This is a genomic window from Actinomadura alba, from assembly GCF_014323705.1.
Classification (GTDB): domain Bacteria; phylum Actinomycetota; class Actinomycetes; order Streptosporangiales; family Streptosporangiaceae; genus Actinomadura_C; species Actinomadura_C alba.
Genome location: NZ_JABVEC010000001.1, coordinates 234,487 through 259,856 on the forward strand (window position 1 = coordinate 234,487; position 25,370 = coordinate 259,856).

Annotated in this window: 25 protein-coding genes; 9 read left to right on the plus strand and 16 right to left on the minus strand. The window is 71.9% G+C overall.

All coding sequences use genetic code 11. From position 1 onward, the window contains the following. Positions 1 to 250: 250 nt before the first annotated feature. Positions 251 to 832, plus strand: a complete 582-nt coding sequence (locus tag HKK74_RS01140; RefSeq protein ID WP_187241027.1) for a TIGR03086 family metal-binding protein — start codon at positions 251 to 253, stop codon at positions 830 to 832. A 200-nt stretch (positions 833 to 1,032) separates the two neighbouring features. Continuing rightward, positions 1,033 to 1,875, plus strand: a complete 843-nt coding sequence (locus tag HKK74_RS01145) for an endonuclease/exonuclease/phosphatase family protein (protein ID WP_187241028.1) — start codon at positions 1,033 to 1,035, stop codon at positions 1,873 to 1,875. On the opposite strand, the gene HKK74_RS01150 is transcribed toward HKK74_RS01145, so the two are convergent. From HKK74_RS01150 to HKK74_RS01185, 8 genes are all read right to left on the minus strand, one after another. Continuing rightward, on the minus strand, positions 1,872 to 3,200 hold the full coding sequence (locus HKK74_RS01150; protein WP_187241029.1) for a sensor histidine kinase: 1,329 nt from the start codon (positions 3,198 to 3,200) through the stop codon (positions 1,872 to 1,874). The two genes, HKK74_RS01145 and HKK74_RS01150, sit on opposite strands and share 4 nt — an antisense overlap. Then, positions 3,197 to 3,904, minus strand: coding sequence for a response regulator transcription factor (locus tag HKK74_RS01155; RefSeq protein WP_187241030.1), 708 nt, complete (start codon positions 3,902 to 3,904; stop codon positions 3,197 to 3,199). Before HKK74_RS01155 ends, HKK74_RS01150 begins: the two co-directional genes overlap by 4 nt. Positions 3,905 to 3,940: 36 nt before the next feature. Beyond that, positions 3,941 to 4,912: a S1C family serine protease gene (locus HKK74_RS01160; protein ID WP_187241031.1), complete on the minus strand. Its 972-nt coding sequence runs from the start codon at positions 4,910 to 4,912 to the stop codon at positions 3,941 to 3,943. A 238-nt stretch (positions 4,913 to 5,150) separates the two neighbouring features. Further along, positions 5,151 to 6,098, minus strand: a complete 948-nt coding sequence (locus HKK74_RS01165) for a VWA domain-containing protein (protein WP_187241032.1) — start codon at positions 6,096 to 6,098, stop codon at positions 5,151 to 5,153. Further along, complete coding sequence (locus HKK74_RS01170; RefSeq protein ID WP_187241033.1) at positions 6,095 to 7,045, minus strand: DUF58 domain-containing protein; 951 nt, start codon at positions 7,043 to 7,045, stop codon at positions 6,095 to 6,097. The genes HKK74_RS01165 and HKK74_RS01170 overlap by 4 nt, the downstream gene beginning before the upstream one ends. Next, a complete protein-coding gene (locus HKK74_RS01175; RefSeq protein WP_222721732.1) occupies positions 7,042 to 8,160 on the minus strand; it encodes an AAA family ATPase in 1,119 nt (372 codons plus the stop codon). Before HKK74_RS01175 ends, HKK74_RS01170 begins: the two co-directional genes overlap by 4 nt. After that, positions 8,157 to 8,393 carry a hypothetical protein gene (locus tag HKK74_RS01180; RefSeq protein ID WP_187241034.1) on the minus strand — a complete coding sequence of 79 codons (237 nt, stop codon included), beginning with the start codon at positions 8,391 to 8,393 and terminating at the stop codon, positions 8,157 to 8,159. Before HKK74_RS01180 ends, HKK74_RS01175 begins: the two co-directional genes overlap by 4 nt. 134 nt (positions 8,394 to 8,527) lie before the next feature. Beyond that, positions 8,528 to 9,184, minus strand: coding sequence for a hypothetical protein (locus HKK74_RS01185; protein ID WP_246491101.1), 657 nt, complete (start codon positions 9,182 to 9,184; stop codon positions 8,528 to 8,530). A 119-nt stretch (positions 9,185 to 9,303) separates the two neighbouring features. Between HKK74_RS01185 and HKK74_RS01190 the strand changes: the two genes are divergently transcribed. The 3 genes from HKK74_RS01190 (at position 9,304) to HKK74_RS01200 (ending at position 12,252) form a co-directional block, all read left to right on the plus strand. Continuing rightward, positions 9,304 to 10,536, plus strand: coding sequence for a CynX/NimT family MFS transporter (locus HKK74_RS01190; RefSeq protein WP_312881154.1), 1,233 nt, complete (start codon positions 9,304 to 9,306; stop codon positions 10,534 to 10,536). Further along, positions 10,533 to 11,066: an NUDIX hydrolase gene (locus tag HKK74_RS01195; RefSeq protein ID WP_187241036.1), complete on the plus strand. Its 534-nt coding sequence runs from the start codon at positions 10,533 to 10,535 to the stop codon at positions 11,064 to 11,066. Before HKK74_RS01190 ends, HKK74_RS01195 begins: the two co-directional genes overlap by 4 nt. A 118-nt stretch (positions 11,067 to 11,184) precedes the next feature. Further along, positions 11,185 to 12,252 carry an Rv1352/Rv1906c domain-containing protein gene (locus HKK74_RS01200; RefSeq protein WP_187241037.1) on the plus strand — a complete coding sequence of 356 codons (1,068 nt, stop codon included), beginning with the start codon at positions 11,185 to 11,187 and terminating at the stop codon, positions 12,250 to 12,252. Positions 12,253 to 12,375: 123 nt separating this feature from the next. Here HKK74_RS01200 and HKK74_RS01205 read toward each other — a convergent pair whose 3' ends face one another. The 4 genes from HKK74_RS01205 to HKK74_RS01220 form a co-directional block, all read right to left on the minus strand. Beyond that, a complete protein-coding gene (locus HKK74_RS01205) occupies positions 12,376 to 13,908 on the minus strand; it encodes a DUF6851 domain-containing protein (protein WP_187241038.1) in 1,533 nt (510 codons plus the stop codon). Positions 13,909 to 14,061: 153 nt separating this feature from the next. Further along, complete coding sequence (locus HKK74_RS01210; RefSeq protein ID WP_187241039.1) at positions 14,062 to 14,772, minus strand: GntR family transcriptional regulator; 711 nt, start codon at positions 14,770 to 14,772, stop codon at positions 14,062 to 14,064. Between the two features lie 103 nt (positions 14,773 to 14,875). Then, on the minus strand, positions 14,876 to 15,778 hold the full coding sequence (locus HKK74_RS01215) for an SDR family oxidoreductase (protein ID WP_187241040.1): 903 nt from the start codon (positions 15,776 to 15,778) through the stop codon (positions 14,876 to 14,878). A gap of 59 nt (positions 15,779 to 15,837) precedes the next feature. Continuing rightward, the gene (locus HKK74_RS01220) at positions 15,838 to 16,647 is read right to left on the minus strand and encodes an SDR family oxidoreductase (RefSeq protein WP_312881156.1); all 810 of its coding nucleotides are present in this window, start codon (positions 16,645 to 16,647) and stop codon (positions 15,838 to 15,840) included. A 69-nt stretch (positions 16,648 to 16,716) separates the two neighbouring features. On the opposite strand from HKK74_RS01220, the gene HKK74_RS01225 reads away from it, so the two are divergent. The 4 genes from HKK74_RS01225 to HKK74_RS01240 all read left to right on the plus strand — a co-directional run bounded on the left by HKK74_RS01225 (position 16,717) and on the right by HKK74_RS01240 (position 20,421). Next, positions 16,717 to 17,478, plus strand: coding sequence for an enoyl-CoA hydratase family protein (locus tag HKK74_RS01225; protein WP_187241042.1), 762 nt, complete (start codon positions 16,717 to 16,719; stop codon positions 17,476 to 17,478). Between the two features lie 260 nt (positions 17,479 to 17,738). Next, positions 17,739 to 18,599 carry a CoA transferase subunit A gene (locus HKK74_RS01230; RefSeq protein ID WP_246491102.1) on the plus strand — a complete coding sequence of 287 codons (861 nt, stop codon included), beginning with the start codon at positions 17,739 to 17,741 and terminating at the stop codon, positions 18,597 to 18,599. Then, on the plus strand, positions 18,596 to 19,324 hold the full coding sequence (locus HKK74_RS01235) for a CoA-transferase subunit beta (protein ID WP_187241043.1): 729 nt from the start codon (positions 18,596 to 18,598) through the stop codon (positions 19,322 to 19,324). Before HKK74_RS01230 ends, HKK74_RS01235 begins: the two co-directional genes overlap by 4 nt. Then, on the plus strand, positions 19,324 to 20,421 hold the full coding sequence (locus tag HKK74_RS01240; protein ID WP_187241401.1) for an NAD(P)H-dependent flavin oxidoreductase: 1,098 nt from the start codon (positions 19,324 to 19,326) through the stop codon (positions 20,419 to 20,421). Before HKK74_RS01235 ends, HKK74_RS01240 begins: the two co-directional genes overlap by 1 nt. Before the next feature lie 3 nt (positions 20,422 to 20,424). On the opposite strand, the gene glyA is transcribed toward HKK74_RS01240, so the two are convergent. The 4 genes from glyA to allB all read right to left on the minus strand — a co-directional run bounded on the left by glyA (position 20,425) and on the right by allB (position 25,301). Beyond that, positions 20,425 to 21,747 (minus strand): serine hydroxymethyltransferase, encoded by a 1,323-nt coding sequence (gene glyA / locus HKK74_RS01245; protein ID WP_187241044.1) that lies wholly within the window; start codon positions 21,745 to 21,747, stop codon positions 20,425 to 20,427. Positions 21,748 to 21,900: 153 nt separating this feature from the next. Then, positions 21,901 to 22,650, minus strand: a complete 750-nt coding sequence (locus HKK74_RS01250; protein WP_187241045.1) for a VOC family protein — start codon at positions 22,648 to 22,650, stop codon at positions 21,901 to 21,903. Between the two features lie 264 nt (positions 22,651 to 22,914). Beyond that, a complete protein-coding gene (gene alc, locus HKK74_RS01255; RefSeq protein ID WP_187241046.1) occupies positions 22,915 to 23,931 on the minus strand; it encodes an allantoicase in 1,017 nt (338 codons plus the stop codon). Further along, on the minus strand, positions 23,928 to 25,301 hold the full coding sequence (gene allB / locus HKK74_RS01260) for an allantoinase AllB (protein WP_187241047.1): 1,374 nt from the start codon (positions 25,299 to 25,301) through the stop codon (positions 23,928 to 23,930). Before allB ends, alc begins: the two co-directional genes overlap by 4 nt. Between the last annotated feature and the right edge of the window lie 69 nt (positions 25,302 to 25,370).

Genomic DNA, 25,370 nt, shown 5'->3' on the forward strand with positions numbered 1-25,370 from the left:
CGGGCACCGGGCGGACCGGTCTCGCCCGGACGCGTACGGACGCGTACGGGCGCGTACGGGCGCGTACGGGCGCTCAGTGCTCGACCTGCGCACCCGCTCCGGCGACCCCCTGGCCGCCGCGAACCGGTGACCGGCTGATCCTCGCCCTCGTCGCCACCCGCCACGGATTGCGGGCGACGCGGACCGATGAGTCTCCCGGCCGCGCACGTTTCATGTCACGAGGACACGCGAGAACACCGGAGGAACCACGATGACCACGTCCCACGGCCCCATCGCCCTGCTGTCACGTGCGCTCGACCAGACCGGCACCGCCATCGCCAATGTCCGGCCGGAGCAGGCGTCGTCGCCGACCCCGTGCCGTTCCTGGGACGTGCGCGCACTGGTCAACCACATCGTGGACGAGGTGCACCAGTTCGCCGTGGTGACCGCCGGCGGCGAGCGGAACCACCTCGGCGTCGACGTCATCGGCGACGACTGGCGCGGCGCCTACCGCGTGGCCGCGGCCGAGTTGCTGGCCGCGTGGCGGCGGCCGGGCGCCCTCGACCGGACGCAGAAGCTGCCCTTCGGCGAGGTACCGGCCATCTGGACGGTCGGCCAGCAGATCACCGAGCTGGTCATCCATGCCTGGGACATCTGCAAGGCCACCGGCCAACCGACCGACCTCGACCCCGAGCCCGGGCGGGCGGCACTCCAGTGGTCCGAGGAGAACCTCACGCCGCAGATGCGGGGCAACGAGGCGGACGGGCACCACATCGGCCCGCAGCTGCGGGTGCCCGACGACGCTCCCCTGTACGACCGGATCGCGGCGTTCGGCGGACGCGACCCGAACTGAGCCGGACCGTCCGTCGTGATCATGCAGAAGTTCGCGCGGCGGACCGCCCCGGCGCCGCGAGCAATCGCATGATCACAGCTGGTGCCGCGTGCGGGCGCTCCGCCCCACGCGCGATGCGCGGGCTTCGCCCGCCGTTTTCTTGATCGACATGCTGGGGCGTCAGCCTGGCGGCGCCGATCCCCCGCCTCCCAGGAGCCCCCATGCGCATCACCGGCCCGCCCATCATCCTCGCCATGGCCGTCACCGCCATGCTCGGCCTCGCCGCCCCCGCCGACGCGAGCTCGAAGCCCCGCGCGGTGAAGGTCATGACCTTCAACATCCACCACGGTGCGGGCACCGACGGCAACGTGAGCCTGGAGCGCATCGCCGACGTGATCGATGGCCGTGATCCCGGGGTCGTCGGTCTGCAGGAGGTCGACCGGCACTGGTCCGAGCGCAGTGACTTCGTCGACCAGGCGTCGTGGCTGGCCCGCCGGCTCGACATGCACGTCGTGTACGGCGCCAACCTCGACCTCGACCCGCTGGCGCCGGGGGCACCGCGCCGTCAGTACGGCACCGCGATCCTGTCGCGTTCGCGGATCACCGACTGGGACAACAGGTACCTGCCGAAGTACGAGGGACACGAGCAGCGCGGACTGCTGAGGGCACGCGTCAAGGTGCGCGGTGTTCCGCTGCAGGTGTACAACACCCACCTCCAGCACAACAACGCGGCCGAGCGGCTGGAACAGGCCCAGGCCATCAAGACGCTGATCGGCCGGCCGCGGGAGTCGTTCGTGCTGCTCGGCGACCTCAACGCCACCCCCGAGCAGCCGGAGATCCGCGCGCTCGCCGACGACATGGCCGACTCGTGGGTGGAGGGCGGGGTCGGCGACGGCCTCACCTACGACAGTGAGAACCCGACGAGCCGGATCGACTACGTGCTGACGTCCACGAAGGTGATCACCCGTACCGCGGCGGTCGTCACCAGCGATCCCGGTGCCTCCGACCACCTGCCCGTCATCGCCGAGGTCCTGCTGCCCGGTTCACGCCACGGTCGCCGCTAGCCGCCGGCTCGGTGGCCGCCTTGGTGACCGTCTTCGGTGGTCGCCTCGTCGGCCGTCTTCGTGGTCGCCGCGGGCGGGTGCTGCCGGCCGAGCGGGTCATGGCCGGGCGGTTGCCCCGCCCCGCCGTCCGCGGCGGAGCAGGGCAGCCACAGCACGAAGGTGCTGCCCACGGCCGGCTCGGAGAACAGCCGCACATGCCCGCCGTGCGCCTCGACGATGTGCCGTACGATCGCCAGCCCCAGGCCGGTGCGCCGCTCGCGGGAGCGGCGCACGTCGGCCCCCCGCCAGAACCGGTCGAACACCCGGGCCTGGTCGTCGGCCGGAATGCCGGGGCCGCCGTCACTGACCGCGATCCACCGCCAGCCCTCCTCCGTGCCGGTGGCCACGGTGATCCGGGTGCCCACGGGAGCCAGCCGTACGGCGTTGGACAGCAGATTCCCCACCGCCCGCCGCAGCGCGTCGTGGTCGCCGATGATCGTGGGGCCGGCGCCAAGGTCGCGTTCGATGGTCAGCCCGCGGCCGGCCGCGAGCGGGTCGAACTCCTCCGCCGCCTCGCGGGCGATCGCGGCCGGGTCCACGTCGGTGTCGTGCAGGGCCGGTGTCGAGCGCCGCGCGGTGGCCAGCAGGTCTTCGACCAGCCGCGTCATCCGGGTGGTGGCCCGGTCGACGACCAGCGCCGCCCGGCGGCGGTCCTCGTCAGTGGCGTCGGGAACGGTGAGCACCGTGTCGAGATTCGCCCTGATGATCGCCAGCGGGCTGCGCAGTTCGTGCGAGGCGTCGTCGATGAGCCGGCGCTGCGCGTCGAACGCGTTGTTCAACCGGTCGAGCATGGAGTCGACGGTGTCGGCGAGATAGCGCAGCTCGTCCCTCGGCCCGTCCAGCCGGATCCGCCGGGAGAGATCGGTGGCCTGGATCTCCTCCGCGGTGCGGGCGATGGCGCGCACCGGTTTCAGCGCACGTCCCGACAGCACCCAGCCGATACCGAGGCTCGCCACGAACAACCCGCCCAGCATGCCCAGCGAGTAGTCCTTGACGGTCTGTTGCGTCTCGTAGTTGACGGCCTGTTCGACCTCCCTGACCTCGGCCACGGCGATCGTGCCGAGGTAGGTCTTGGTGCCGTCGGACTCCTGCCGGTAGTTCTTCGCGTACTGCGTCGTGATCGGACCGGCGTCGGTGCGCTCCGCCAGCACCAGGTAGATGCCCCCGAGCACCAGCGCCGCCAGCGCGAAGAGCAGCGTCGAGTAGAGCACGGTGAGCCGGAACCTGATCGACTGCGCGACCTGGGGCAGCCTCAGCCGGCTCGGCGGCGCCGGGCGACGGATCATGACGCGGACTCCGCCGGCTGCTCCATGAGCCGGTAGCCCTGACGCACCACCGTCTCGATGAGCCGCTCACCGTCCCGGTCGCCGAGCTTGCGCCGGAGGGTACCGAGAGTGACCCGTACCGTGTTGGTGAAGGGATCGGCGTTCTCGTCCCACACGTGTTCGAGGAGGTCCTCGGACGACACGACCTCGCCGGGCCGGCTCATCAGATACCGCAGCACCGAGAACTCCTTGGGACTCAGGTTCAGCCGCCGATCACCCCGGTACGCCTCGTGCCGCGCCGTGTCGAGCGTCAGCTCGCCCACCGTCCACACGGCCGAGGCGCCCCCGCTGTCGCGGCGCAGCAGCGCCCGTACCCGGGCCAGCAGCTCCGGGAAGGCGAACGGCTTGACGAGATAGTCATCGGCCCCCTCATCCAGACCGCGCACCCGGTCAGCGAGCCGGTCCCGCGCGGTGAGCATCAGGATCCGCAGGTCGGCCCCGGTCTCCCCGGCCAGTTCACCACGGCGGATCGCGCTGCAGAGGTCGGTGCCGTCGCCGTCCGGAAGGTTGAGGTCAAGGACCATCAGGTCGTACGAGGTGGCGTAGAGCTTCTGCGACGCCTCCGCGAGGTCGAAGGCGATGTCGGTCGCGTAGTCCGCCCTCACCAGCCCGAACCGAAGCGCCTCGGCGAGGTCCTCCTCGTCCTCCACGACCAGCACTCGCATCAGTCCACGCTCCCTGTCTCTCCGCCCACGGTCACGTCAACGGATGAGCTGCTGGGCACGATCCACGGCCCGGTCCACGGGGATCGCGAACCCGATGCCGATGGAGCCGGAACCGCCGCCACGGCTGAGCGTCGCGATCGCCGTGTTCACGCCGACCACCTCCCCGCGCGCGTTGACCAGTGGCCCGCCGGAGTTGCCGGGATTGATGGACGCGTCGGTCTGTAGCGCGGTCTGCCGCTCGCCGCCGCCCAGCCGTACCTCCCGGTTCATCGCGCTGACGATACCTCCGGTGACAGTGCCGGCCAGCCCGAGCGGAGAGCCGATCGCCAGCACCGGGTCGCCGACCCGCACGTCGGCCGAGCGGCCGAAGACCAGCGGCGGCGGGCTGTCGGCGGCGGCGATGGACAGTACGGCGATGTCGTGCGCGGAATCGGTGCCCACGACCTGGGCCGGCAGCCGGCGCCGGTCGGGGAGGACGACCGTCACCTCGCCTCCCCCGTCGACGACGTGCGCGTTGGTGAGCACGTGACCGCCGCGGTCGATGACGAAACCGGATCCGGTCCCCCGCGAACTCGTCCCGCGGATCTCGATCGACACGACGCTCGGCTGTACGCGGGCCGCGATGTCGCTGAGGTCGCCGCCGCCGTTCACCGGACCGGCGGTGGACTGCGCCGGTGGCGCGAGCCCCCGGTCGGAGGTCAGCGTGGCCCCGGCGATCCCGGCCGCTCCGCCGGTCAGCGCCGCGGCCAGGATGGCCATGGCCATGATGCGCCCGCCGGCGCGGGATCCGCCGGGCCGTGCCGGTGCCGGTGCCGACGGCAAGGGGGCGAACGGTCCGGCCACCGGTCCACCGGGCGGCCCCGCCGGGCCGGGGCGCGGGGGCAGGAAGTCCGGGCCGCGCGGTTCGCCGAGTCCGATCCGGACGTCACCACGGGTGGCCCAGGGTTCGCTCTGTCCGATCTTGGACGGTCCCGTCCTGCCCCCATCGAGCGCGATTCTGTCGCTCATTGAGATCGCGGCGTGGGGACTCCGGTTTTCCGGCCGGAGAGGAAACGCCGCTCCCTCCCTTCTGCTACGTTGAGTGAGTCCGCGATAGCCAAGCGGATTCGCGGCCGGGCGGGCCGTGACAGTGCGGGGAGCCCTCCAGTCGTTGGACGGGGCCGTGAACCGCGAACCACCGGCTTCTCCTGTCTGAGAGGTTGGAATCTCCCGTCTTCAGGCGGGAGAGGACGTCAAGCACACTTCCTTAGGGGATTCGGGAGAACCAGAGGAGGGACCCGGCGGCCGCGGCGCAGGCGAAGAGCAGACCGGCGCCGATGAACCACGCCCAGATCTCCCGCCGCTCGGTGCGGTATCCCACGCTGCTGCCGATGTCCTCGTAGACCTGGCGCAGCTCGTCGCCGGTGGCGGCCTCGTAGAACCGTCCGCCGGTCTCCTGCGCGAGCCGTTCCAGCGCGGGCCCGTCGACCGGCACCGCGACCGGTGTCCCGTTCTGGTAGATGACGCCCTCGGCGGTGCCGTAGGCGATCGTCGAGACCGGGACGCGCGTCTGCGCCGCCCGTTCGGCGGCCGTCACGGGACTGCGGCCGGCGGTGTTGGTGCCGTCGGACAGCAGCACGACGCGTCCCGGTGGGGCACTTTCGCCGAACTGCACGCCGAAGTCCGTGATCGCCTGGAGCGAGGTGAAGACGCCCTCGCCGATCGCGGTGCGCGGGCTGAGGGTGAGGCGGTCGATGCCCGCGAGCATCGCGCGCCGGTCGGTGGTGGGCGCGACGGTCACCGTGGCGCTGCCGGAGAAGGCGACCAGCCCGACGTTGAAGCGGGCGGGCAGCGAGTTCACGAACGCGCGGGCGGCCCCCTTGGCCGCAGTTATCCGGCTCGGCTCGATGTCGGTCGCCTCCATGGAGGTCGACACGTCGACGGCCACCATGATGGTCGCCTGTTCACGCGGGACCCGTACATCGGTGGTGGGGCGGGCGAAGCCGGTCACGAACAGCCCCAGCATGAGCAGGAATGCTGCCGCCGGAGCGTGCCTGCGCCAGCCCGGCCGCACCGGGGCGACCTTCTCCAGCAGGGCGAGATTGGTGAACCGCACCGCGTACCTGCCACGCCGCAGTTGCAGCACGACGTACAGGGCGGTCAGGACGAGGAGGGCCGTGAGCAGCAGGAGCCGGCCGGGCGCGAGGAAGTTCATCGGCGCACCCCCGTGCCGGCCGCCGGCGGGGGCGCGGCGGCGGCCGTCCTGCGCCGGGCCAGGACGTGCGCGACGATGTCGCGCATCCAGTCCCCGTCGGTGCGCAGCCGCAGATGCGCCGCCCCGGTCCGGCGCACCGCCGTCGCGATGGCCGTCCGCTGCTCTGCGGCGGCCGCCGCGTAGCGCTCGCGCAGCCGCCTGGCGGCGGTCGGGATCTCCCGCCGCCGGCCGGTCTCGGGATCGACGACCGTGAGCAGCCCGACGTCCGGCAGCGTCAACTCACGCGGGTCGAGCACCTCCACGGCCAGCACCTGGTGCCGCCCGGCCAGCAGCCGCAGCGGCCGCTCCCACGACTCCACCGGCTCGAGGAAGTCCGACACCACGACCACGAGCCCGCGCCGCCCGGTCGTCCGGCCGAGCAGTTGGGCGCCCGCCCCGAGCGAGGCGGCGGCGCGGCCACCGGGGGCGGCGCGTGGCACGTTCAGCAGAGCCCGGAGCAGTCCGAGCAGGTGAGGGCGTCCGGTGCGCGCCGGCACGTGCCGCGCCTCACCGTCGACGAGGATGTGCGCACCGATCCGGTTGCCGGCGCGCTCGGTGAGGAAGGCGATCGCGGCCACGGCGACGACCGCGAGATCGCGCTTCTCCACCCGGCCGGTGCCGAAGTCCATGCTGGCGGTCGCGTCCACCAGCACCCAGGTCTCCAGTTCCCGGTCGGCTATGCGGTCGCGCACGTGGGGCGCCGTCGTACGGGCGGTGAGGTTCCAGTCCATGGTCCGCACGTCGTCGCCCGGCACGTACTCGCGCCCCTCGGCGGCCTCGGTGCCGGGGCCGGGCACCAGACCGAGGTGGTCGCCCTGCAGGAGTCCGTCCAAGCGCCGGACGATGGTGAGCTCCAGCCTCCGCAGCGCCTGCTCGGGCGCAAGGTCGCGCAGATCGGGCGTCGTCACGCGGCCGCCCCCTTCATCGGCCGCCCGTTGGGGGGTGTCCCGTCGCCGGGCCGCCCGTCGAGGGCGTCGTCGTCGCGCGGCGCGACCCTGGGCAGCGGAACGGCGTCGACGATCCGGTCGACGATGGACCGCGCCGACACCCCGTCGGCGAGCGCGTCGAACGACAGCACCAGGCGATGGGCGATCACGTCACCGGCGAGGTCGCGCACATCGGAGGGCAGCACGTAACCCCGGCCCCGCAGCAGGGCCAGTGCGCGGGCCGCGGCGACCAGCCCGAGGGTGGCCCGTGGGCTGGCCCCATAGGAGATCAGCCGGGCCACGTCGGGGATTCCGCAGCCGACCGGGTCACGGCTGGCGGCGATCAACCGTACGGCGTAACGCGCGATGGCGTCGTGCACGAACACCCGGTCCGCCTCGTACCGCAGCGCCATCAGCCGGTCGGTGTCGAGCAGCACGGAGGGCGTGGGCGGGTTCACGCTCATCCGGTAGAGGATCGCCAGCTCCTCGGCCTCCGATGGGTAGCCCACGTCGATCTTCATCAGGAACCGATCCCGCTGTGCCTCGGGGAGCTGGTAGACCCCCTCGGACTCGATCGGGTTCTGGGTGGCCAGCACCAGGAACGGCTCCGGCACGGTGAAGGTGCGGCCGCCGATGCTGACCTTGCGCTCCGCCATCACCTCGAGCAGGGCCGACTGCACCTTGGCGGGCGCCCGGTTGATCTCGTCGGCCAGCAGGATGTTGGCCATCACCGGGCCCAGCTCGATGTCGAAGCTCTCGGTCGAGGGCCGGTAGATACGGGTGCCCACGATGTCCGAGGGCACCAGGTCGGGGGTGAACTGGATCCGCGCGAACGTCCCGCCCGCCACTGTGGCGAGGGTCTCGGCGCCGAGCGTCTTCGCCACACCGGGAACGCCCTCCAGCAGGCAGTGCCCGCCGGCGAGCACCGCGACCATCAGTCGCTCGACCATGTGGTCCTGCCCGACGATGACCCGCTTGACCTCGAACACCGCCCGCTCCAGCAGCGCCGTCCCGGTGAGGGCACCGGCCGGGCCCGGGTCCTGCCCCGGCGGGCCGCCCGAGCCCATGCGGGCCCGGGCGGTGTCCGGCTCGTTCATCGCGTGTCCACCGCTCCGGTGGCCGACGCCGTCTTCTCAGGGCAGTCCTCGTCCGGGGCCGTCACCGATTCCGCCGCGGCGGCCGTTCCCGCGCCGTGCCGGTCGACGATCTGAAGCTCGGTCATTCCGCCGTCGGGACCGGCGGCGAGCGCCGTGCCACCGGCGGTGACCAACGCCACCCCGGCCAGCCCTGCTCCGGCCAAGGTGATCTTGACTCGTCTGCTGAGAGCCATGCTCCGCTTCCCTCCGCTGTGTTCGACCGTCCCGGCCTTCCGGGGCGGTACGCACGATCACAACAAAGGACACCGAAAGCGGACTTAAGGATTCTGGACCGGGCTCGGGGACCTGGGACTCGGGGCCCGCCGGCTCAGTGCGACACGATCCACGCGATGGCGGTCATCGTGCCGGGCGGCACCTCGGTGTAGCCCGCGTCCCGTACCGCGACGGCGGCCTGTCCTACGCATTCCTCCCACGGCACGCCACGCACCAGATGGACGGCGAGACCGGCCCCGAGCCAGTCCTCGCGGGCGGCCGCTCCGGACTGACGCAGCAGCAGGTGGGCGGCGTGCCCGGCTTGCGCCGCTGCCTTGCCGGTGCTCATCGTGACGTGCGGGTTGAGCGCGATGGCGGCGTACGGCCGCGCAGGAGGCGGCTTGGGCTCCTCGTCGTCGTCCAGATCGAGCCCGGCCACCTGCAGCCTGGCCAGCTCGGGCGGCACCTCGGTGACCGGCGCGGGCGGGAACGCCCGAACCTGCGCGCCGCCGTGGTCCACGGTCACGCCGGGAATCTCCTGAGCGGCCGGCCAGCGCACACCGCGGGCCCGCCGCGCGACCTTGCGGATCCGGCCCGACTCCCACCTGCCCACCGCCTCAGACCACTCCCCATCGGTCGAGCGGGGATCGGTGAGCAGGCGCACGACGGCCATCGCGGCGGCCGCGCACACTGCGCTGTGCGCGGGCGGCGCCGCCCTCTCGGCGCGCACGGCGAGCTGCATCGCCCATGGCGGGTCATGATCGGCGTTCATCGAACTCCCTGCGGAACGGGCGGACGGCCCTACGAGTCTTCCACCGGCCGATGGCGCCGACGACCCGGACATCGCGGCATGAAACCCTGGCGACCGCAACAGAATCGGAGGTCTCTTTCGTGGCCAGGCCCACCCCCCAGCTGATCACAACACCCTCGCGTCCCTTCCTGCTCCGGCACGGCCGGTCGCTGATCCTCATCGTGCTGATCGCGATCAACCTGCGGCCTGCGGTCACCGGCGTGGCACCGTTGCTCGCCGACATCCGTGGGGATCTCGGCCTGTCCAACGCGGCCGCGGGGGCGCTCACCACCCTGCCGGTGCTGTGCTTCGGGCTCTTCGGGCTGATCGCCCCCGCGCTGACCCGCCGAGTCCGGGAGGAGGTCCTTCTCGCGGGCAGCATGGCGCTGCTGATCGTCGGGATCCTCGTCCGCTCCGGTCCCTGGCAGCTCACGCTCTTCACCGGTGCGCTGCTGGTCGGCTTGGCGATCAGCGTCGGCAACGTCGCGGCACCGGCGCTCATCAAGCGGGACCAACCCGAGTCCGTGACGTTCGTCACGGCGGTCTACACGACCGCGGTGACGCTGGGAGCGGCCATCGCCTCGGGCGTCGTTGTGCCGATCCAGGAATCGGCCGGCTCCGGATGGCGGCTTCCGCTCGTCCTGCTCGCCGCCCCGGCGCTGCTCGCCGGCCTGGTCTGGTCGCCACGAGCCCTCCGGGCCGCGCGCCGGCCCATCGCAGGCGGCACCGTCTCGGCGGGGCTCTGGCGAAACCGGCTGGCCTGGCACGTCACCGGCTTCATGGGCCTGCAGTCCCTGCTCGCCTACGTGGTCTTCGCCTGGCTTCCCACGCTGTGCCAGGACCGCGGCATGGGAGAGGGCGGCGCGGGCCTGGTGCTCGCGGTCTCCTGCCTCGTACAGGCGACCGGCTCGCTCCTCGTGCCCGCGATCGACCGGCACCTGCGCGACCAGCGGCCGATCGTGCTCGCGGTCGTCGCGCTCACCGCCGTCGGCTTCGCCGGCGTCGCCTGGGCACCCGTCGGGCTGATCTGGGTCAGCGCGGTCGCGCTCGGTCTCGGCCAGGGCGCGGGTTTCGCCCTCGCGCTCGCCTTCATCGGGTTGCGGTCCGGCGACGCCCGGGTGGCCGCCCGCCTGTCCGGCATGGCCCAGGGCGTGGGTTACCTCATCGCGGCGATCGGCCCGTTCGCCGTGGGACTCCTGCACGACCTGTCGAACGGCTGGACCCTTCCGGTCGCCATCATGATCGCCATCGCGCTGCTGGAGGGGGTCCCTGGGATGACGGCCGGCCGGGCCCGCACGATCGCGGCCAGCGCACCTGCCACAGTGGTCGAATGATTCAGACCGCCACCACCCTGCTGTACAAGAACCGCTGGATCTCCCTGCGAGAGGACGAGATCCGGCTGCCCGACGGTTCGTCGGGCATCTACACCGTGGTCGACAAACCCACGGCGGCACTGATCATTCCCATGGAGAACGACGGCTTCCATCTGATCGAGCAGTTCCGCTATCCGGTCGGCCGGCGGTCATGGGAGTTCCCTCAGGGGACCTGGTCGGACGACCGGGCGGCACCGGCCGAGGATCTGGCGCACGCCGAGCTGGCCGAGGAGACGGGCCTGCGGGCGGGGACGCTGCGCAGGCTCGGCCGGCTGGCCCTGGCACCGGGCCTCACCAGCCAGGAGTGCGAAGCCTTCCTCGCCACCGACCTGACCGCCGGCCCGGTCGCCCGGGAGCACACCGAACAGGGCATGACACAACGCTGGTTCGGCCGAGGCGACGTGGAACAGATGATCCGCGACGGTGAGATCACCGACTCTCCGACCATCGCCGCCTACACACTGCTACGCCTGATCGAGGAAGTCGGCTGACTGGTCCGCGATAGGACGACTTCCAACAACCTCATGTGGGTAAGGGGCAACTTGTACCGTCCGGTACACGTCTCCTTGATGAGGGTGATCGGGAACTCCTCTGGTCGGAGGTCGCGCAGTGACCAGTGGTGTCGGCAGGCACACCATCCCCGGGACCGGCACGTTCTTCGTCGGGATCGACATCGCCCCTGGCCGCTACCGCTGTGACGATGGCAAGGGGGGCTGGTGGGTCCGGTTCGCCGGGCCCGGCGGCGGCGACCCCATCGGCTCGTGGCCGCTGCCGATCGGCCCGACCGAGGTCGAGATCAGGCCCGACGACTTCGCCTTCGAGACGCACGTCTCGACCTACTGGCGGCTCGTCGGGGCACCCTCGGACGCCGACGAGCGTGCTCCGGCGGAAACCCGCCCCGTGGCCGACCCCGGCCTGCGACCCGAACTCGACGCGCTCGTCGCCCAGCACGGGATCCTGCATCGCACGGCTCCGCTGGCCATCCCCCTGCTGTGCGTGCTCGGCATCGCGTTCGGCGGCGCCTGGGGCCTCAGCCTGATCCCGCTGGCGGTCATCGCGCTCACCGGCCGCTACCTCAGCGACGACATGCGCCGGGCCCGCGCGCTGAAGCTGCGCCGGGACCGTTACGTGACGCCGGAGGACTTCGACGAGGAGGGCCGGACACTGCTGGCGCGGGTACAAGGCGCCATCGACACCGTGCAGGGGTCGGAGGTCAACAAGGAGGGTCTGCTCGACACCGTCGACAACGCCGTGACGCTGCCCCGGCAGGAGTGGGAGATCGCCCAGGTGCTGGCCCGGCAGGCGCGGCTGCGCGGCGAGCAGAAGGCCTTCCTCGCGTCGGGGGCGGCGCCCGAGGTCGAGGCCGCCATCCGGCCGCTCCGCCACAAGCTGGACCTGTCGGTAGCGGCGGTGACCCGGCGGATCGAGGCGCTGGAGCGCTACGCGGAGCGGACCAGGGCCGCCGACAAGGCATTCCGCGCGCACCGGCACTTGGACACGCTGTCGGCACGCGCCGAGGAGTACGACGAGTTGCTCGCCGACACCGTACGGGAGGACCTTGCCCTGCCGGCCATCGAACGGCTCACCCACCAGAGCGACGAACTGGTGCGCACCCTGCGCGACCGGCTCGCCGAAGCGGCCGACGCCGGAAGCGAACTCCCGCCGGCCACCGGGTGAGTAGCCCGTGTCCGGGGCCAGTGCCTCGGTCGGCATCGTCATGGCCAGGGGCCGGATCCACCTCGTCGACCCGGCCCCTGGGGAGCGGCGGTTCGGTGCGGATCACCTGGTGCGGGGGGCGGTTCAGCCGCCCGAGCCGCGCTTCCCCGCGACATGAGCCTGCACGAGGTCGTAGGACCGGTCGCCGAACTGCGGACCGAGCTTCTTCGAGGCTTCGATGGCCGCCTTGAAATGGACGCCGCCGTTGAGCCGGCTGAGACCGCAGTCCCGGAGCCAGTCGGACCATGTCGTCCAGCTCAGGGTCGTGGCCGCGGTCGGCGTGAGCCCCGGTTCGACGCTCGAGGAACCCTTGGCGAAGGTGTACGAGAGTGTGATGTCGTCGGTGCCGAAGGCGCGCCGCCCGGCCTGCGCGGTCGCTGCGCACGCGGCGGTCGAGCCGGAGGGGTACTCCGGGTGATCTGGAGTGCCCAGGTACGGCCGCCAATCCTTGGCCGGCAGGTCCTCGACGGTGCCCTTGCCGGGCCCGCCCCACGCGGTGACCTTCTGGCCGCCGTAGAGAACGCGGACGGTGGTGAACGGGCGGACGGCCTGATACTTCCACTTGTCGTACCAGACCGAGATCGATGCGTCGAACACCCCGATGTCGGCCGCGGTGACGTGGTCGATGAACTTGTCGATGCCGATTCCTCTGTTCAGTGCGACAACGGCGCTCGAGTAGCCGATGCCCCGGAACTTGTCGTCGAAGAACTCCGCCCTCATCTTCGTTGCGTCGGTCAGCCCCGCCGACGCCGCGAGAACCTCGTCCGTCTGGCGCTTGTACCCCGCACGGTTCCCCTCGTAGTCGCTGTTGTGCGGCGGGGGGATGAGGAACTTCTTCGGGTCGTCGTAGGTGAACGGCTTGGTGACCATCAGCTGTGGCGTCACGAACTGCTGAACCTGGAAGATGCCGTTGCCCTTGGTAACGACGGCGGGCTGCCAGAGCGACGGGTCCCGGATCTCATAGGCCGTGTTCGCCGGCTTGAATCCGAGATAGTCGGCGTAGGGCTGCAGGTTGTACTTGCGCCCGCCGGCGTCGCCCAGCTGGTTCATGCCGTCATGCAGCCTGGCGGCGTTGACGGACTTGCCCGCGAGGTTGCCAATGCCGATCGCCGTGGTGGCGTTCTCCTGGTCGTCGTCCGGGTTCAGCCCGACGTCGGTCATTATCTTGCGCCAGTCCGCCGCGCCCTCTGGGATGAGGCTGTTGTAGACGCGATAGGACGCGTAGAGGATCGCGATGTTTCTGTTCCGGTTGCCGGCGCTCTCCTCAGCCGGACGACGGCCGAGGTTGGAGTAGATTCCCACGGCCGTGGGACGGTAGGGCGCGATCGCGTCGAAGTGCGCGACCGAGGCGAGGGCCGCGATGCGGAAGACGAGCGTGGCGTCGGTTCCCTTGGGGGATACGTACTTCTTGATGGCCTCGCCGACCCTTCCGTACAGGACGTCGGGGAGCGCGTTGCCCTTGTCGAAATCGAAATCGATGGAGTTGAGCCGGGGGGCCACCCGGGCTGTACCGGCCGCCGCCAGGCCGGTACCGATGGTGCCGGCGACGAGAGCTGCGGAGCACAGCATGGCCAGGCCTGCGATTCGCGGGCTCCGATGTCGCTTGGATCCGATCATTGGTCAGCGCCTCTCACGTTTGCGGAGCGGACCGGGGTGAGTCCGTCTCGACGCCTGGCGCGCCCCGGGCGTGGGGCGAGCCTCCGCGGAGAGCGTCATTTGCAAGACTCGAACCAGGCTGGAAAGACGCTGGAGGATGAGAAACGGGGCTCGTTACACCCCGAACTCCTGCCACAGCTCATGTCGTTCGGCGCTGAAGACGAAGTCGGCGATCTCCACCGGCCGTTTCTCCGCCAGGCAGGTCCGGCTGAGCACGATGACGATCGCGCTCCTCGGCAGGTCGAGGCCCTGTGACTCCTCCTCCAGGGCGGGGCGCACCGAGATCGCCTCCTCGACGCGCGTCACGGTGACACCGATGGAGCCCATCCGGTCGAGCGGGCCGAGCCCGGCCAGCGGCCCTCGATCCGGCCACATGACCGGGGTGCCGCGCGTGAGCGACAGCGGCTCCCATGACGTGGCCAGCATGACCGGCTCATCCCCGTCGCAGAAGACATGGTCGGTCCGCATGACCTCCGACCCGGCGTCGACGCCGAACCGCTCCGCGATCGACGGCGGTGCGGCGGCCTCCTGCGAGGTCGCCCGCCTCGCACCGTGCAGCGTGACGGGCGGCGAGACCCCGGGCGGCTCACGGTGCAGGCGCCTGGCCTCGGGGCGGCGGCGCACATAGGTGCCCGAGCCCGGCCGGCCCTCCACCAGGCCCTCGTTCATCAGAACCTTGATCGCCTCGATCGCGACGCGGTCCGACACCGTGTAACGGCGGGACAACTGCGCGCGGGACGGCACCCGCTCTCCAGGAGAGAGCCGGCCGTCCTGAATGCGGTGCCGAATGTCATCGGCGATGCGCAGATACGTGGGTCGGCTCACGGGGTCCTCGCATCCGGCACGTCAGTGCGACTCGATCGGTACAGCTTGACGATCAAGGCACGTCTGTTCAACCCGAACACGACAACTCACCCGAGATGGCCCTCTATGCCCCATAGACGCGCTCAGGGTCGGGGGCCTCGGCGAGCAGCCCGTCGACGACCGCGCCGATCTCCGACGGCTCCCAGCGCGCCTCCTTGTCGACGCGCGGTCCGTGCCGCCATCCCGTCGCCAGGCCGATCACCCCGCCCTCCACCTCGAAAACCCGGCCCGTGACGTGCCGCGACTCCGCGCTGCCGAGCCAGACGACGAGCGGGGACACGTTCGCCGGGTGCATGGTGTCGAAACCGGCTCCCGGCCTGGCCATCGTGTCGGCGAAGACCCTCTCGGTCATGCGGGTGCGGGCGGCGGGCGCGATGGCGTTCACCGTCACGCCATAGCGGGCCAGTTCCGCGGCCGCGATGAGCGTCACCGCCGCGACGCCGGCCTTGGCCGCGCCGTAATTGACCTGGCCCACGCTGCCCAGCAGTCCCGCGCCCGAGGAGGTGTTGATGACCCGGGCATCGACGTCCTCGCCCCGCTTCGAGCGTTCCCTCCAGTACGCGGCGGCGTGCCGCAGCGGCGCGAAATGACCTTTGAGGTGCACGCGCACCACGTCGTCCCAATCCTGCTCGCCCATGGAGACGATCATCCGGTCCCGCACGAACCCGGCATTGTTGACGAGCACGTCGAGCGAACCGAAGGCGTCGACCGCCGCCCGCACGAGCGCGGCCGCCCCGTCCCAGCCGGCGACGTCGTCGGCATTGCCGACGGCCTCTCCGCCCGACTCCCGGATCTGCGCCGCGACCGACTCGGCCACCTCGCCGGATCCGCCGTTACCGTCCGACTCGACGCCCAGGTCGTTGACGACCACCCGTGCGCCCTGCCGGGCGAACTCGAGTGCGTGCTCCCGTCCGATCCCCCGGCCGCCCCCGGTGACGATCACAACCCGTCCCGCCATCAGGCTCATGGTTCCTCTCTCCCTCCCCGTCGTGCTCCAAGCGGTCGTCAGCGCGGGCGGCTTCGCGGTCAGGGTGGGGAAGTCGAGCGCGCGGCCTCGCGGGCGGCGCCCTCGGCGACGAGATGCGACCAGGCCGGCCGCTCTCCGCCACCGTCGACGGTCAGGGTCGAGCCGGTGATGTACGAGGCCTCGGGCGTGCCGAGGAACAGGCAGGCCGCCGCGACGTCGGCGGGAGTGGCGAGGCGGCCGGCCGGGACCGTCGCACCGACCTCGGCGAGGGTCCGCGCACCGCCGTAGTGCTCGTCTGCCGCTCCGCTGTCGGCGAGCCCCACCACCACGGTGTTGACCCGTACCCTCGGTGCCCATTCGGCCGCGAGGCAGGCGGCCAGATGGCGCAGCCCCGCCTTCGCGGCACCGTAGGCGGCCGTTCCCGGCGACGGCCGGACGCCGCTGACGCTGCCGATCATCACGATCGCGCCGCCGCCTTCTTGCTCCCGCATGAGCCGATGGGCGCGCTGCGCCACGTGCAGCGGAGCGGTCAGGTTGAGCTCGATCACCTTGGTGTGAAAGCCCGGCGAGGCGTCGGCCGCCGGGACGTACGGGGACCCGCCCGCGTTGTTGACGACCACGTCCAGCCGGCCGTGCCGTTCCGCGACGGCATCGATCAAGCCGTCGACCTGGTGTGGGTCACGCACGTCCGCCCGCACGAACCACGCCGTACGACCACCCGCCGCGGGCGGCCGTTCCGGCTCGCGCCTGGCGCACACGACGACGTCGGCGCCCGCCGAGAGAAAGGCCGACGCGATGCCCGCGCCGATGCCCTTCGTGCCTCCGGTGACGAGGACCGTCCGGCCGTCGTAGTCATAGGAGATCGCCACGGTCCTCCCTGATCTTCGAACCACCGCCATGCTACGTTACCAAGCAAGCGTTAGGTATTGAGGTGGTGTATGGGCATCACGCGTCAGGTGGCCGCTCCCGGCGTGCTCGAGGTCGTCATCGACGTACCGCCGGTCAACGCGCTCACCGTCGGCGGCTGGTTCGAGCTCGCCGGCGCGCTCCGCGCGGCGGGGGCCGATGAAGAGGTACGTGTGGTCGTGCTGCGTGCCGAGGGCCGCGGTTTCAGCGCGGGCGTCGACCTCAAGGAGCTGCAGAGCAGCGCCGGTTTCGAGGCATTGATCGGTGCGAACCGGGGCTGCTACGCGGCGTTCGCCGCCGTCTACGAGTGCGAAGTGCCGGTGATCGCGGCCGTGCAGGGTTTCTGCCTGGGAGGCGGCGTCGGGCTGGTGGGCAACGCGGACATCGTCGTGGCCGGTGACGACGCCACGTTCGGTCTGCCCGAGGTCGACCGCGGCGCGCTCGGGGCGGCGACCCATCTGGCCCGGCTGGTCCCCCAGCATCTGATGCGCGCCATGGTCTACACCTGCCGAACGGTGACGGCACAGGAACTCCACCACCACGGCTCCGTTCTGGAGGTCGTGCCGCGCGAAGGGCTCCGGGACGCCGCCCTCGCGGTGGCCGCACAGATCGCGACGAAGGATCCGTACGTCATCCGGCGCGCCAAGGAGTCGCTCAACGGCATCGACCCCGTCGACGTGAAGAGCAGTTACCGCTTCGAGCAGGGCTTCACGTACGAGCTCAACCTGTCAGGAGCGGGTGACGCCCACCGCGACGCCTTCCTCGGCAAGGAGACCGCCGGACCGGAGACCTGATGCCCGCGAGCGGAGCGAGCCCATGAGCACCGTGAGCGGGCGCGCGGTGGCTGGACTGAGGAGCGCAGGGAGCCTGCGACCGGAGCGACGAGGGAAGCCGCCGCGTCAAGGCGCCCGCGAACCGGCGAGCGGAGCGAGCCCATGAGCACTGTGAGCGGGCGCGCGGTGGCTGGACTGAGGAGCGCAGGGAGCCTGCGACCGGAGCGACGAGGGAAGCCGCCGCGTCAAAGCGCCCGCGAACCGGCGAGCGGAGCGAGCCAATGAAAAAGGTGATGTCGATCGAGCAGGTCGTGGGATCGATGGGGAGTGGCATGACGATCGGGATCGGCGGCTGGGGGTCGCGGCGCAAGCCGATGGCGCTGGTCCGGGCGATCTGCCGTTCCGGGCTCACCGATCTCACGGTCGTGTCGTACGGCGGCGCGGACGTCGGGCTGTTGTGCGCGTACGGGAAGGTACGCCGGCTCTTCGCGCCGTTCGTCACGCTCGATTCCATCCCCCTGGAGCCGCATTTCCGGTCGGCTCGGCAGAGCGGGTCGGTGGAGTTCGTGGAGTACGACGAGGGAATGTTCATGTTCGGCCTGCTGGCCGCCGCGCACGGGCTGCCGTTCCTGCCGACCTATGCGGGGCTCGGGTCGGATGTGCTGCGCGTGAACCCCGGGCTGAGGACCGTACGGTCGCCCTATGGAGGCGAGGAGCTGGTCGCGGTGCCGCCGTTGACGATGGACGTGGCGCTCGTGCACCTGAACCGGGCCGATCACCGGGGGAACGGGCAGTACCTCGGCCCGGACCCCTACTTCGACGACCTCTACTGCAAGGCCGCCGACCGTGCCTACGTCAGCTGCGAGCGCCTTGTGGGCACCGGTGAGCTGCTCAAGGAGGGTCCGGTGCAGAGCCTGCTGGTCAGCCGGGCCCACGTGACAGGCGTCGTGGAGGCACCGAACGGCGCGCATCCCACCACGTGCGAACCCGACGCGGAGCGCGACGAGGCCTTCCAGCGTCTGTACGCCCGGTCCGCCGCCGAACCCGCGGAGTGGGCGTTGTTCCGCGACCGGTTCCTGAGCGGCGACGAGGGCGCCTACCAGGCCGCCGTGCGTCGCTGGCACGAGGAGGACTCCCGATGAGCGCGACGAGAGCGGAGGTATGCGCTGTCGCCTGCGCCGAGGCGTTCCGCGGCGACGGCGAGATCCTCGCGGCGGGCATCGGCGGCGCGATCACCGTGCTCGGCGCGCGGCTGGCCCGGCTGACGTTCGAGCCCGATCTCATCACCCACGACGGCGTCTGCCTGCTCACCGGTGACGTGCCCGCGCTCGGCGGGACGCCGAAGGAGGTCGACGGGTGGCTGCCCTTCCGCGACCACCTGTGGCTGGTGCTGAACGGCAGGCGGCACGTCATGCTGGGAGCCGGCCAGATCGACCGGCACGGCAACAGCAACATCTCGTGCATCGGCGACTGGACGAGACCCAAGGCACAGCTTCTCGGCTCACGCGGCGCCCCTGGGAACACCCGCTGCAACACGACCAGCTACTGGATCCCGAAGCACTCGCCCCGGGTCTTCGTCGACCGGGTCGACATGGTGAGCGGCGTCGGCTGGGATCGCGGTGCGCACGAGATCCGGGTGGTGGTCACCGACCTCGCGGTCCTCGACTTCGCCACGCCCGACCGGCGGATGCGGCTTCGGTCGGTCCACCCGGGCGTCTCCGTGGCGGACGTCGTCGGCCGTACCGGCTTCGACCTCGTGATCGACAACGAGGTGCCCGAGACCAGGCGGCCCACGGGCGAGGAGCTGCGCATCATCCGTGAGGTGCTCGACCCGGGCGGGCTCCGCGACCGCGAGGTCGGCGCGTGATCCGTACGCCCCTGACGGAGCTGACCGGAATCCGGTACCCCATCGTGCAGACCGGCATGGGCTACGTCGCGGGCGCGCGGCTCGCCGCCGCCACCTCGAAGGCGGGTGGGCTCGGCATCATCGCGGCCTCGACCCTTTCCGTGGAACAGACCCGCCGCGCGATCCGCGAGGTCAAGGAGCGTACGGATGCGCCCTTCGGGGTGAACATCCGCGCCGACGCCGATGACGCCCCTGAGCGGGTGGGCATCATGATCGAGGAGGGCGTGCGGGTCGCGTCGTTCGCGCTCGCCCCCACGCCGGAGCTGATCGCCAGGCTCAAGGACGCCGGTGTCGTCACGATCCCGTCGGTGGGCGCCCGGCGGCACGCCGAGAAGGTCGCCGCCTGGGGCGCGGACGCCGTCATCGTGCAGGGCGGCGAGGGCGGCGGCCACACCGGCCCGGTGCCCACGACGCTGCTGCTTCCCGACGTTGTGGCGGCCGTCGACATCCCGGTGATCGCCGCGGGTGGCTTCTTCGACGGCCGCGGCCTCGTCGCCGCCCTCGCGTACGGCGCGGCGGGCATCGCGATGGGGACCCGGTTCCTGCTGACCTCCGACTCGCCGGTGCCCGACGAGGTGAAGCGGGTCTATCTGAGCCGCTCCGTGCGCGACACCATCGTGACCACCAAGGTCGACGGCGTCCCGCATCGCGTGCTGTCCTCGGACCTCGTGTCGTCACTGGAGTCGGCGGGCCGGCTGCGCGGCCTGCTGCGGGCGGCACGCAATGGCTCTCGGTTCAGGAGGCTGTCCGGCCTGAGCTGGGGCGAGCTGGTCCGCGAGGGGAGCCGGATGAGACGGGGGCGGGAGCTGACGTGGGCGCAGGTGCTCATGGCGGCCAACACCCCCATGCTGCTCAGGGCCGCCATGGTCGACGGCCGGGCCGACCTCGGTGTGATGGCCTCCGGCCAGGTCGTCGGCCTCATCGACGACCTGCCCTCATGCGAGGAGCTCATCACCCGTGTCATGCGCGACGCCTCGGCGGCTCTCGACGCCCTGCGTGGTTGTCGGTTCCCCGAGTCGATCAAGCATCCGAGCACCCAGGGCGACCACGATCCTTGATCGTCACCTGGCCAGAAGCCCTGTGCGCAGATCGGCGGCGGCCTTGCGGATCGCGTCGGGATCGGCGTCGCGCAGCAGCACCTCGGCCATCCAGGCGGCGGTCTGGCGCAGCTCGTCGGGGCCGAACCCGCGCCGGGTCACCTCCTGGGTCCCGATCCGCAGCCCCCGGTCCCCGGCCGGGTCGTCATCGTTCTGCCACGGCAGCCCCACGGCGCTGAGATAGATTCCGGCGGCGGCGAGCCGGGCCGCGGCGGCCCGCCCGCCGCCCAGCAGGTGCGCGTCCACGGCCACATGGTGCGACTCGGTGAAGCCGCGGTCGGCACCCGCGACCGTGAATCCCTCGTCGTGCAGCGCCGCGGCGAACGCCTTGGCGTTCGCCACGCAGCGGTCGGCGTACGCTCCGCCGTCCTGATGGATCTCCGCCGCCGTGACGGCGAGCGGGGCCAGCCGCCCCGCGTCGTAGTTGGCCGTCAGCCCGGGGAAGACCATCGTCGAGACCCGTTCCGCGAGGTCGGCGTCATTGGTGGCGATGACACCGCCGGGCGGGCCGCCGAAGGACTTGTACGTGGAGAAGGTCAGCAGCTGGGCGCCTTCGGCCAGGGGCCGCTGGAAGCGCCCGGCCGCGACGAGACCTGCCATGTGCGAGGCGTCGTACACCAGCACCGCACCGGCCGCCTCGGTGATCTCGCGGATCGCCTCGACGCGGTGGGGGAACAGCAGCAGGCTCGCGCCGATGACGACGACCCGCGGTCGCTGGTCTTCGAGGAACTCCGGCAGCGCGTGGAGGTCCACGTCGAGGGCGCCCACGTCGTAGGGCAGGTCGACCACCCGCAGCCCGCGCACGCCCGGTGCCCCGACCGCGTGGTGGCTGGTGTGCCCGCCGGCCCGCTGCGGCAGGACGGCGATCGTGTCTCCGGGCGCGGCGAGTGCGGTGTAGACGGCGAGGTTGGCGAAGGTCGCGCTCTGGCTGCGCACCTCCGCGAAACGCGCTCCGACCAGGCGGGCCACGAGCGTCGGGGCGAGGACCTCGAGGATGTCAAGCTGGTCGAGACCGGTCTGGTACTTCTCGCCGGGCCAGCCCATGCTGGGCCGTGCGCTGACGAGCGGCTCGCTGACCCGCTGCGCCGCGGGACTCATGACATTGGTGCCCGCGTAGAGCACGATGCCCTCGTCGTCGAACCGCCGGGCATGCTCGCCGAGCGCGCGCCGCACGGTGCCGGTCACGCCGTCGAGCGACAGGTCGGTGAACCCGGCCGCCACCTCGGCGATACGGGCGCGCGCGACCGGCGACGCCCACGGCGCGATGCTCTGCGGCTCCTGGCTCATTCCCCACCCCACTGTGGTCCGCTAGATGATCTCTACAAGCAAGTCAAACAGTACGAGACCGGACGAGACAGCCGCTAGAGGCCATCATCGGGGTGTTCGGTACCCGGTTCATCGGCACCACGGGTGGGTGGTGGCACGCCGCCGAGACAGGGTCTACGGCTCCGGCGGCCGGACCACGGCGAGGAGGGCCTCGAACGGGTCGGCGACGACGGCCAGCCTGCCCTGGGGGGAGTCCATCGGGCCCCGCAGGACCCGTCCGCCGGCCGCGGTGACCCGGCGCGCGGCCTCGTCGGCGTCCTCGACGGAAAAGTAGGTGGTCCACTGCCGCGGCGCTCTCGCGTCGGCCCAGATGCCCGCCACCCGATTCTCTCCGACCGACACGGTCCAGTAGTCGAAGCCGGGGATGCCCATGGGCCGCACCGGGCGGTCGAGGACGGTGCCGTAGAACTCGACCGCCGTGTCCGGATCGGCGGTGCCGAGTTCGTGCCAGCTCATCGCACCGGTCTCGCCGACGATGCCCGCACCCCGGTGTTCGCGGCCCTGCCAGACCGCGAACAGCACCCCCTCCGGATCCTCGCCCAGCGCCACCCGGCCCTGGTCCGCGACGTCCCTGGGCGCGAGGACCAGCGACCCGCCCGCCGCGGTGATCCGCTGAGCGCTGGCGTCGGCGTCGTCGGTGGCGAAGAAGGTGGTCCACCTGCGGCCGGGCCCATCCCCCGTGCCGGTGATGCCGGCGACCGGCTGCCCGCGGAGCAGGCACGTGGTGTAGCCGCCGGCGACGGGCGAGCCGCCGGCGAACTCCCAGCCGAACAGGGAGCCGTAGAACTCCCGGGCCGCGCCGACGTCGGGGACCGCGATCTCGACCCAGCTCGGCGCGCCGGGCGGGTGAACTTCCATGATCATGTGTGCTCCTGGCAGATCGCTGCGTGAAGTGCGCCATGACATGCGTTGTGACGTGCGGTGGCTCCGGCGCCGCCCACGAGGGGCGGGCCGGAGCCGAAGCGGGAATCCTGCACCGCGTCGGGTGCACTCCACCAAGGCGCCGACGGGATCGGCATGAGTGCGGCCGGCGTCATCACGGGGCCGGGGCGGTACGTCATCGCCGCTGCGGCACCGCCGGTGACCTGTCAATGCCGCGGCGACCGGCGGGCCCCGTCGCCCGGACGGTCAGCCGGCGGGCTCCGCCCAGCGCCGCTCCAGGGCCAGCCGCCCGTCCGCGGTCAGCTCGCCGAACAGGCGGAACCGCGCCATGCCGCCGTCCGGATGGATATCGAGGCGCACGTGCGTGATCTCGTCGCCGCCGGCCAGCGGGAACCGGTGCCGCGTGTCCGGTTGCAGCCGGGTCCGCTCCAGCAGTGGAACCCACGCGGCCTCGTCGCCGGGCACCGCCGTACGCGCGTCGAAGCCCCGCAGCGCGGCGGCGCCGGGCGCGTTGCCCTTGAAGTGGGTGGTGTCCAGTTCGGCCAGGCGGGCGATGCCCGGGGCGGCGAGCCGGACCAGCACCCAGTCGTTGCCGTCGTCGCGGCGCCGCGCCGTCTCCCAGCCCTCCCCCATCACCGTCGCCTGGCCGGGCGCGATGAGGTTGTTCGGCGAGGAGTAGAACATGTTCGAGCAGTCCTCGACCATGCCGCCGTTCTCGAGCGCCGCCAGGTCGACCGGCAGCCCGGCGAGCAACCGGGGGTCGGCGACCGGCTCGCCGTGCACGCGCAGCCGCGCCACCCCGCCGTCGGGGTAGATCCGCAGGCGTACGTGGGTGAAGCGGTCACCGGCGGCCACGTCGAAATGATGCGCCGTGTCGCCTCGCAGCGGCATTCTCGGCACGATCTCCACCCAGGCGACCTCTTCAAGTTCGGCGAGGCCGGGGTAGCCCTCGGCCGAACAGGCCTCGACGGAGGCGTGCGGTGGGAAGTTGCCGGTGAAGAACGCGGTGTCGATGACCACACCGCGCACGACGCCGGGCATGCCGAGCCGCACGATCGCCCAGTCGTGCCCGGGTTCGCGGCGACGGCGGGTCTCCCATCCGTCGTACACCTGCCCCTTGTGCCCGAACGTCCGTGGGGAGAACACCGGTGCCGACGGCTTGACGAGGTTCTCGCGCTCGGCGAAGGACTCGTCGTTGGCGGCGACCACCGACCCGCCCACCGCGCGCGACGCGAGGTCGGGCAGCCGCTGGAAGTCGTTCACATGTCCTCCTGCCCGCCGCCGGGTGACTCCGCGGTGGCGCCCAGGCGGGTGAGCAGGCGCCCGCGCGGTCGCGCCGGGTCGATCGGTGCACCGCGCAGCCAGGTGCCGCGTACGGCACCGGACAGCGCCGCGCCGGCGTACGGCGTGACCGGGTTCCGGTGGTGCAGGGCGGCGGGGTCGATCACCTGGACGGCGTCCGGGGCGAAGACGCAGAAGTCGGCGTCGAAACCGGCCGCGATGCGCCCCTTGCCGCGCACCCCGGCGATCTCGGCGGGCCGCTCCGCCATCCACCGGGTCACGTCGGCGAGCGTGAACCCCCGCGCGCTGGCCTCGGTCCACACGGCGGAGAGCCCGAGTTGCAGCGAGGAGATGCCGCCCCACGCTTCGCCGAAGTCGCCGGTGTCCGGCCGCTTGAGCTCGGGAACGCACGGTGAGTGGTCGGAGACGACACAGTCGATGACACCGGCGGCGAGTCCGTCCCAGAGCGCCTCGCGGTTCGCGGCCTCGCGGATCGGCGGGCAGCACTTGTACTGCGTGGCGCCGTCGGGCACGTCCTCGGCGGTGAACGTCAGGTAGTGCGGGCAGGTCTCGACGGTGATCCGCACGCCGTCGCGGCGCGCCGAAGCGATCATCGGAAGGGCGTCCGAGGACGACAGGTGCAGGACGTGCGCCCGCGCTCCGGTACGGCGGGCCAGCTCGATCACCTGGGCGATCGCGACGTCCTCCGCGGCGCGCGGCCGGGAGGCGAGGAAGCGGTCATAGTGCGTCCCTCGCGGGTCCGGCGCCTCGTCGATGACCACCGGGTCCTCGGCATGCACGATCATGAGGCCGTCGAACGAGCGCAGCTCGGCCAGCGCCTCCTCGAGCCCGTCCGCCGACAGGTGCGGGAACTCGTCCACGCCCGAGTGCACCAGGAAGCACTTGAAGCCGTACACCCCGGCGTCGTGCAGTGCCCGCAGCCGCGGCGTGTTCCCCGGGACCGCCCCGCCCCAGAAGCCCACGTCGACATGGCACTGCCGGCCGGCGGCCGCGCGCTTGACGGAGAGGGCGCCGGTGTCGACGGTCGGGGGCACCGAGTTCAGCGGCATGTCGACGATCGTGGTCACGCCCCCGGCCGCCGCCGCGCGCGTGGCGGAGGCGAAGCCCTCCCACTCCGTACGGCCGGGCTCGTTCACGTGCACGTGGGTGTCCACGAGCCCCGGCAGCAGAACCTCGTCGTCGGTCAGGACCACCGAGCGGGGTGCCGTCAGGGCCGAGTCGTACGGTTCGACGGCGACCACCCGGCCGCCGGCCACACCGACGCACCGGGCCGACTCGCCGCCTTCTGTGAGCACCCTGCGGGCGCGGACGACCAGGTCGAGTTCGGTCAAGGTCACTCCCGTCCGCTCAAGGCCGCTCGATCCAGACCGTACCCTCGCCCGGCCCCGCCGACGAGGGCG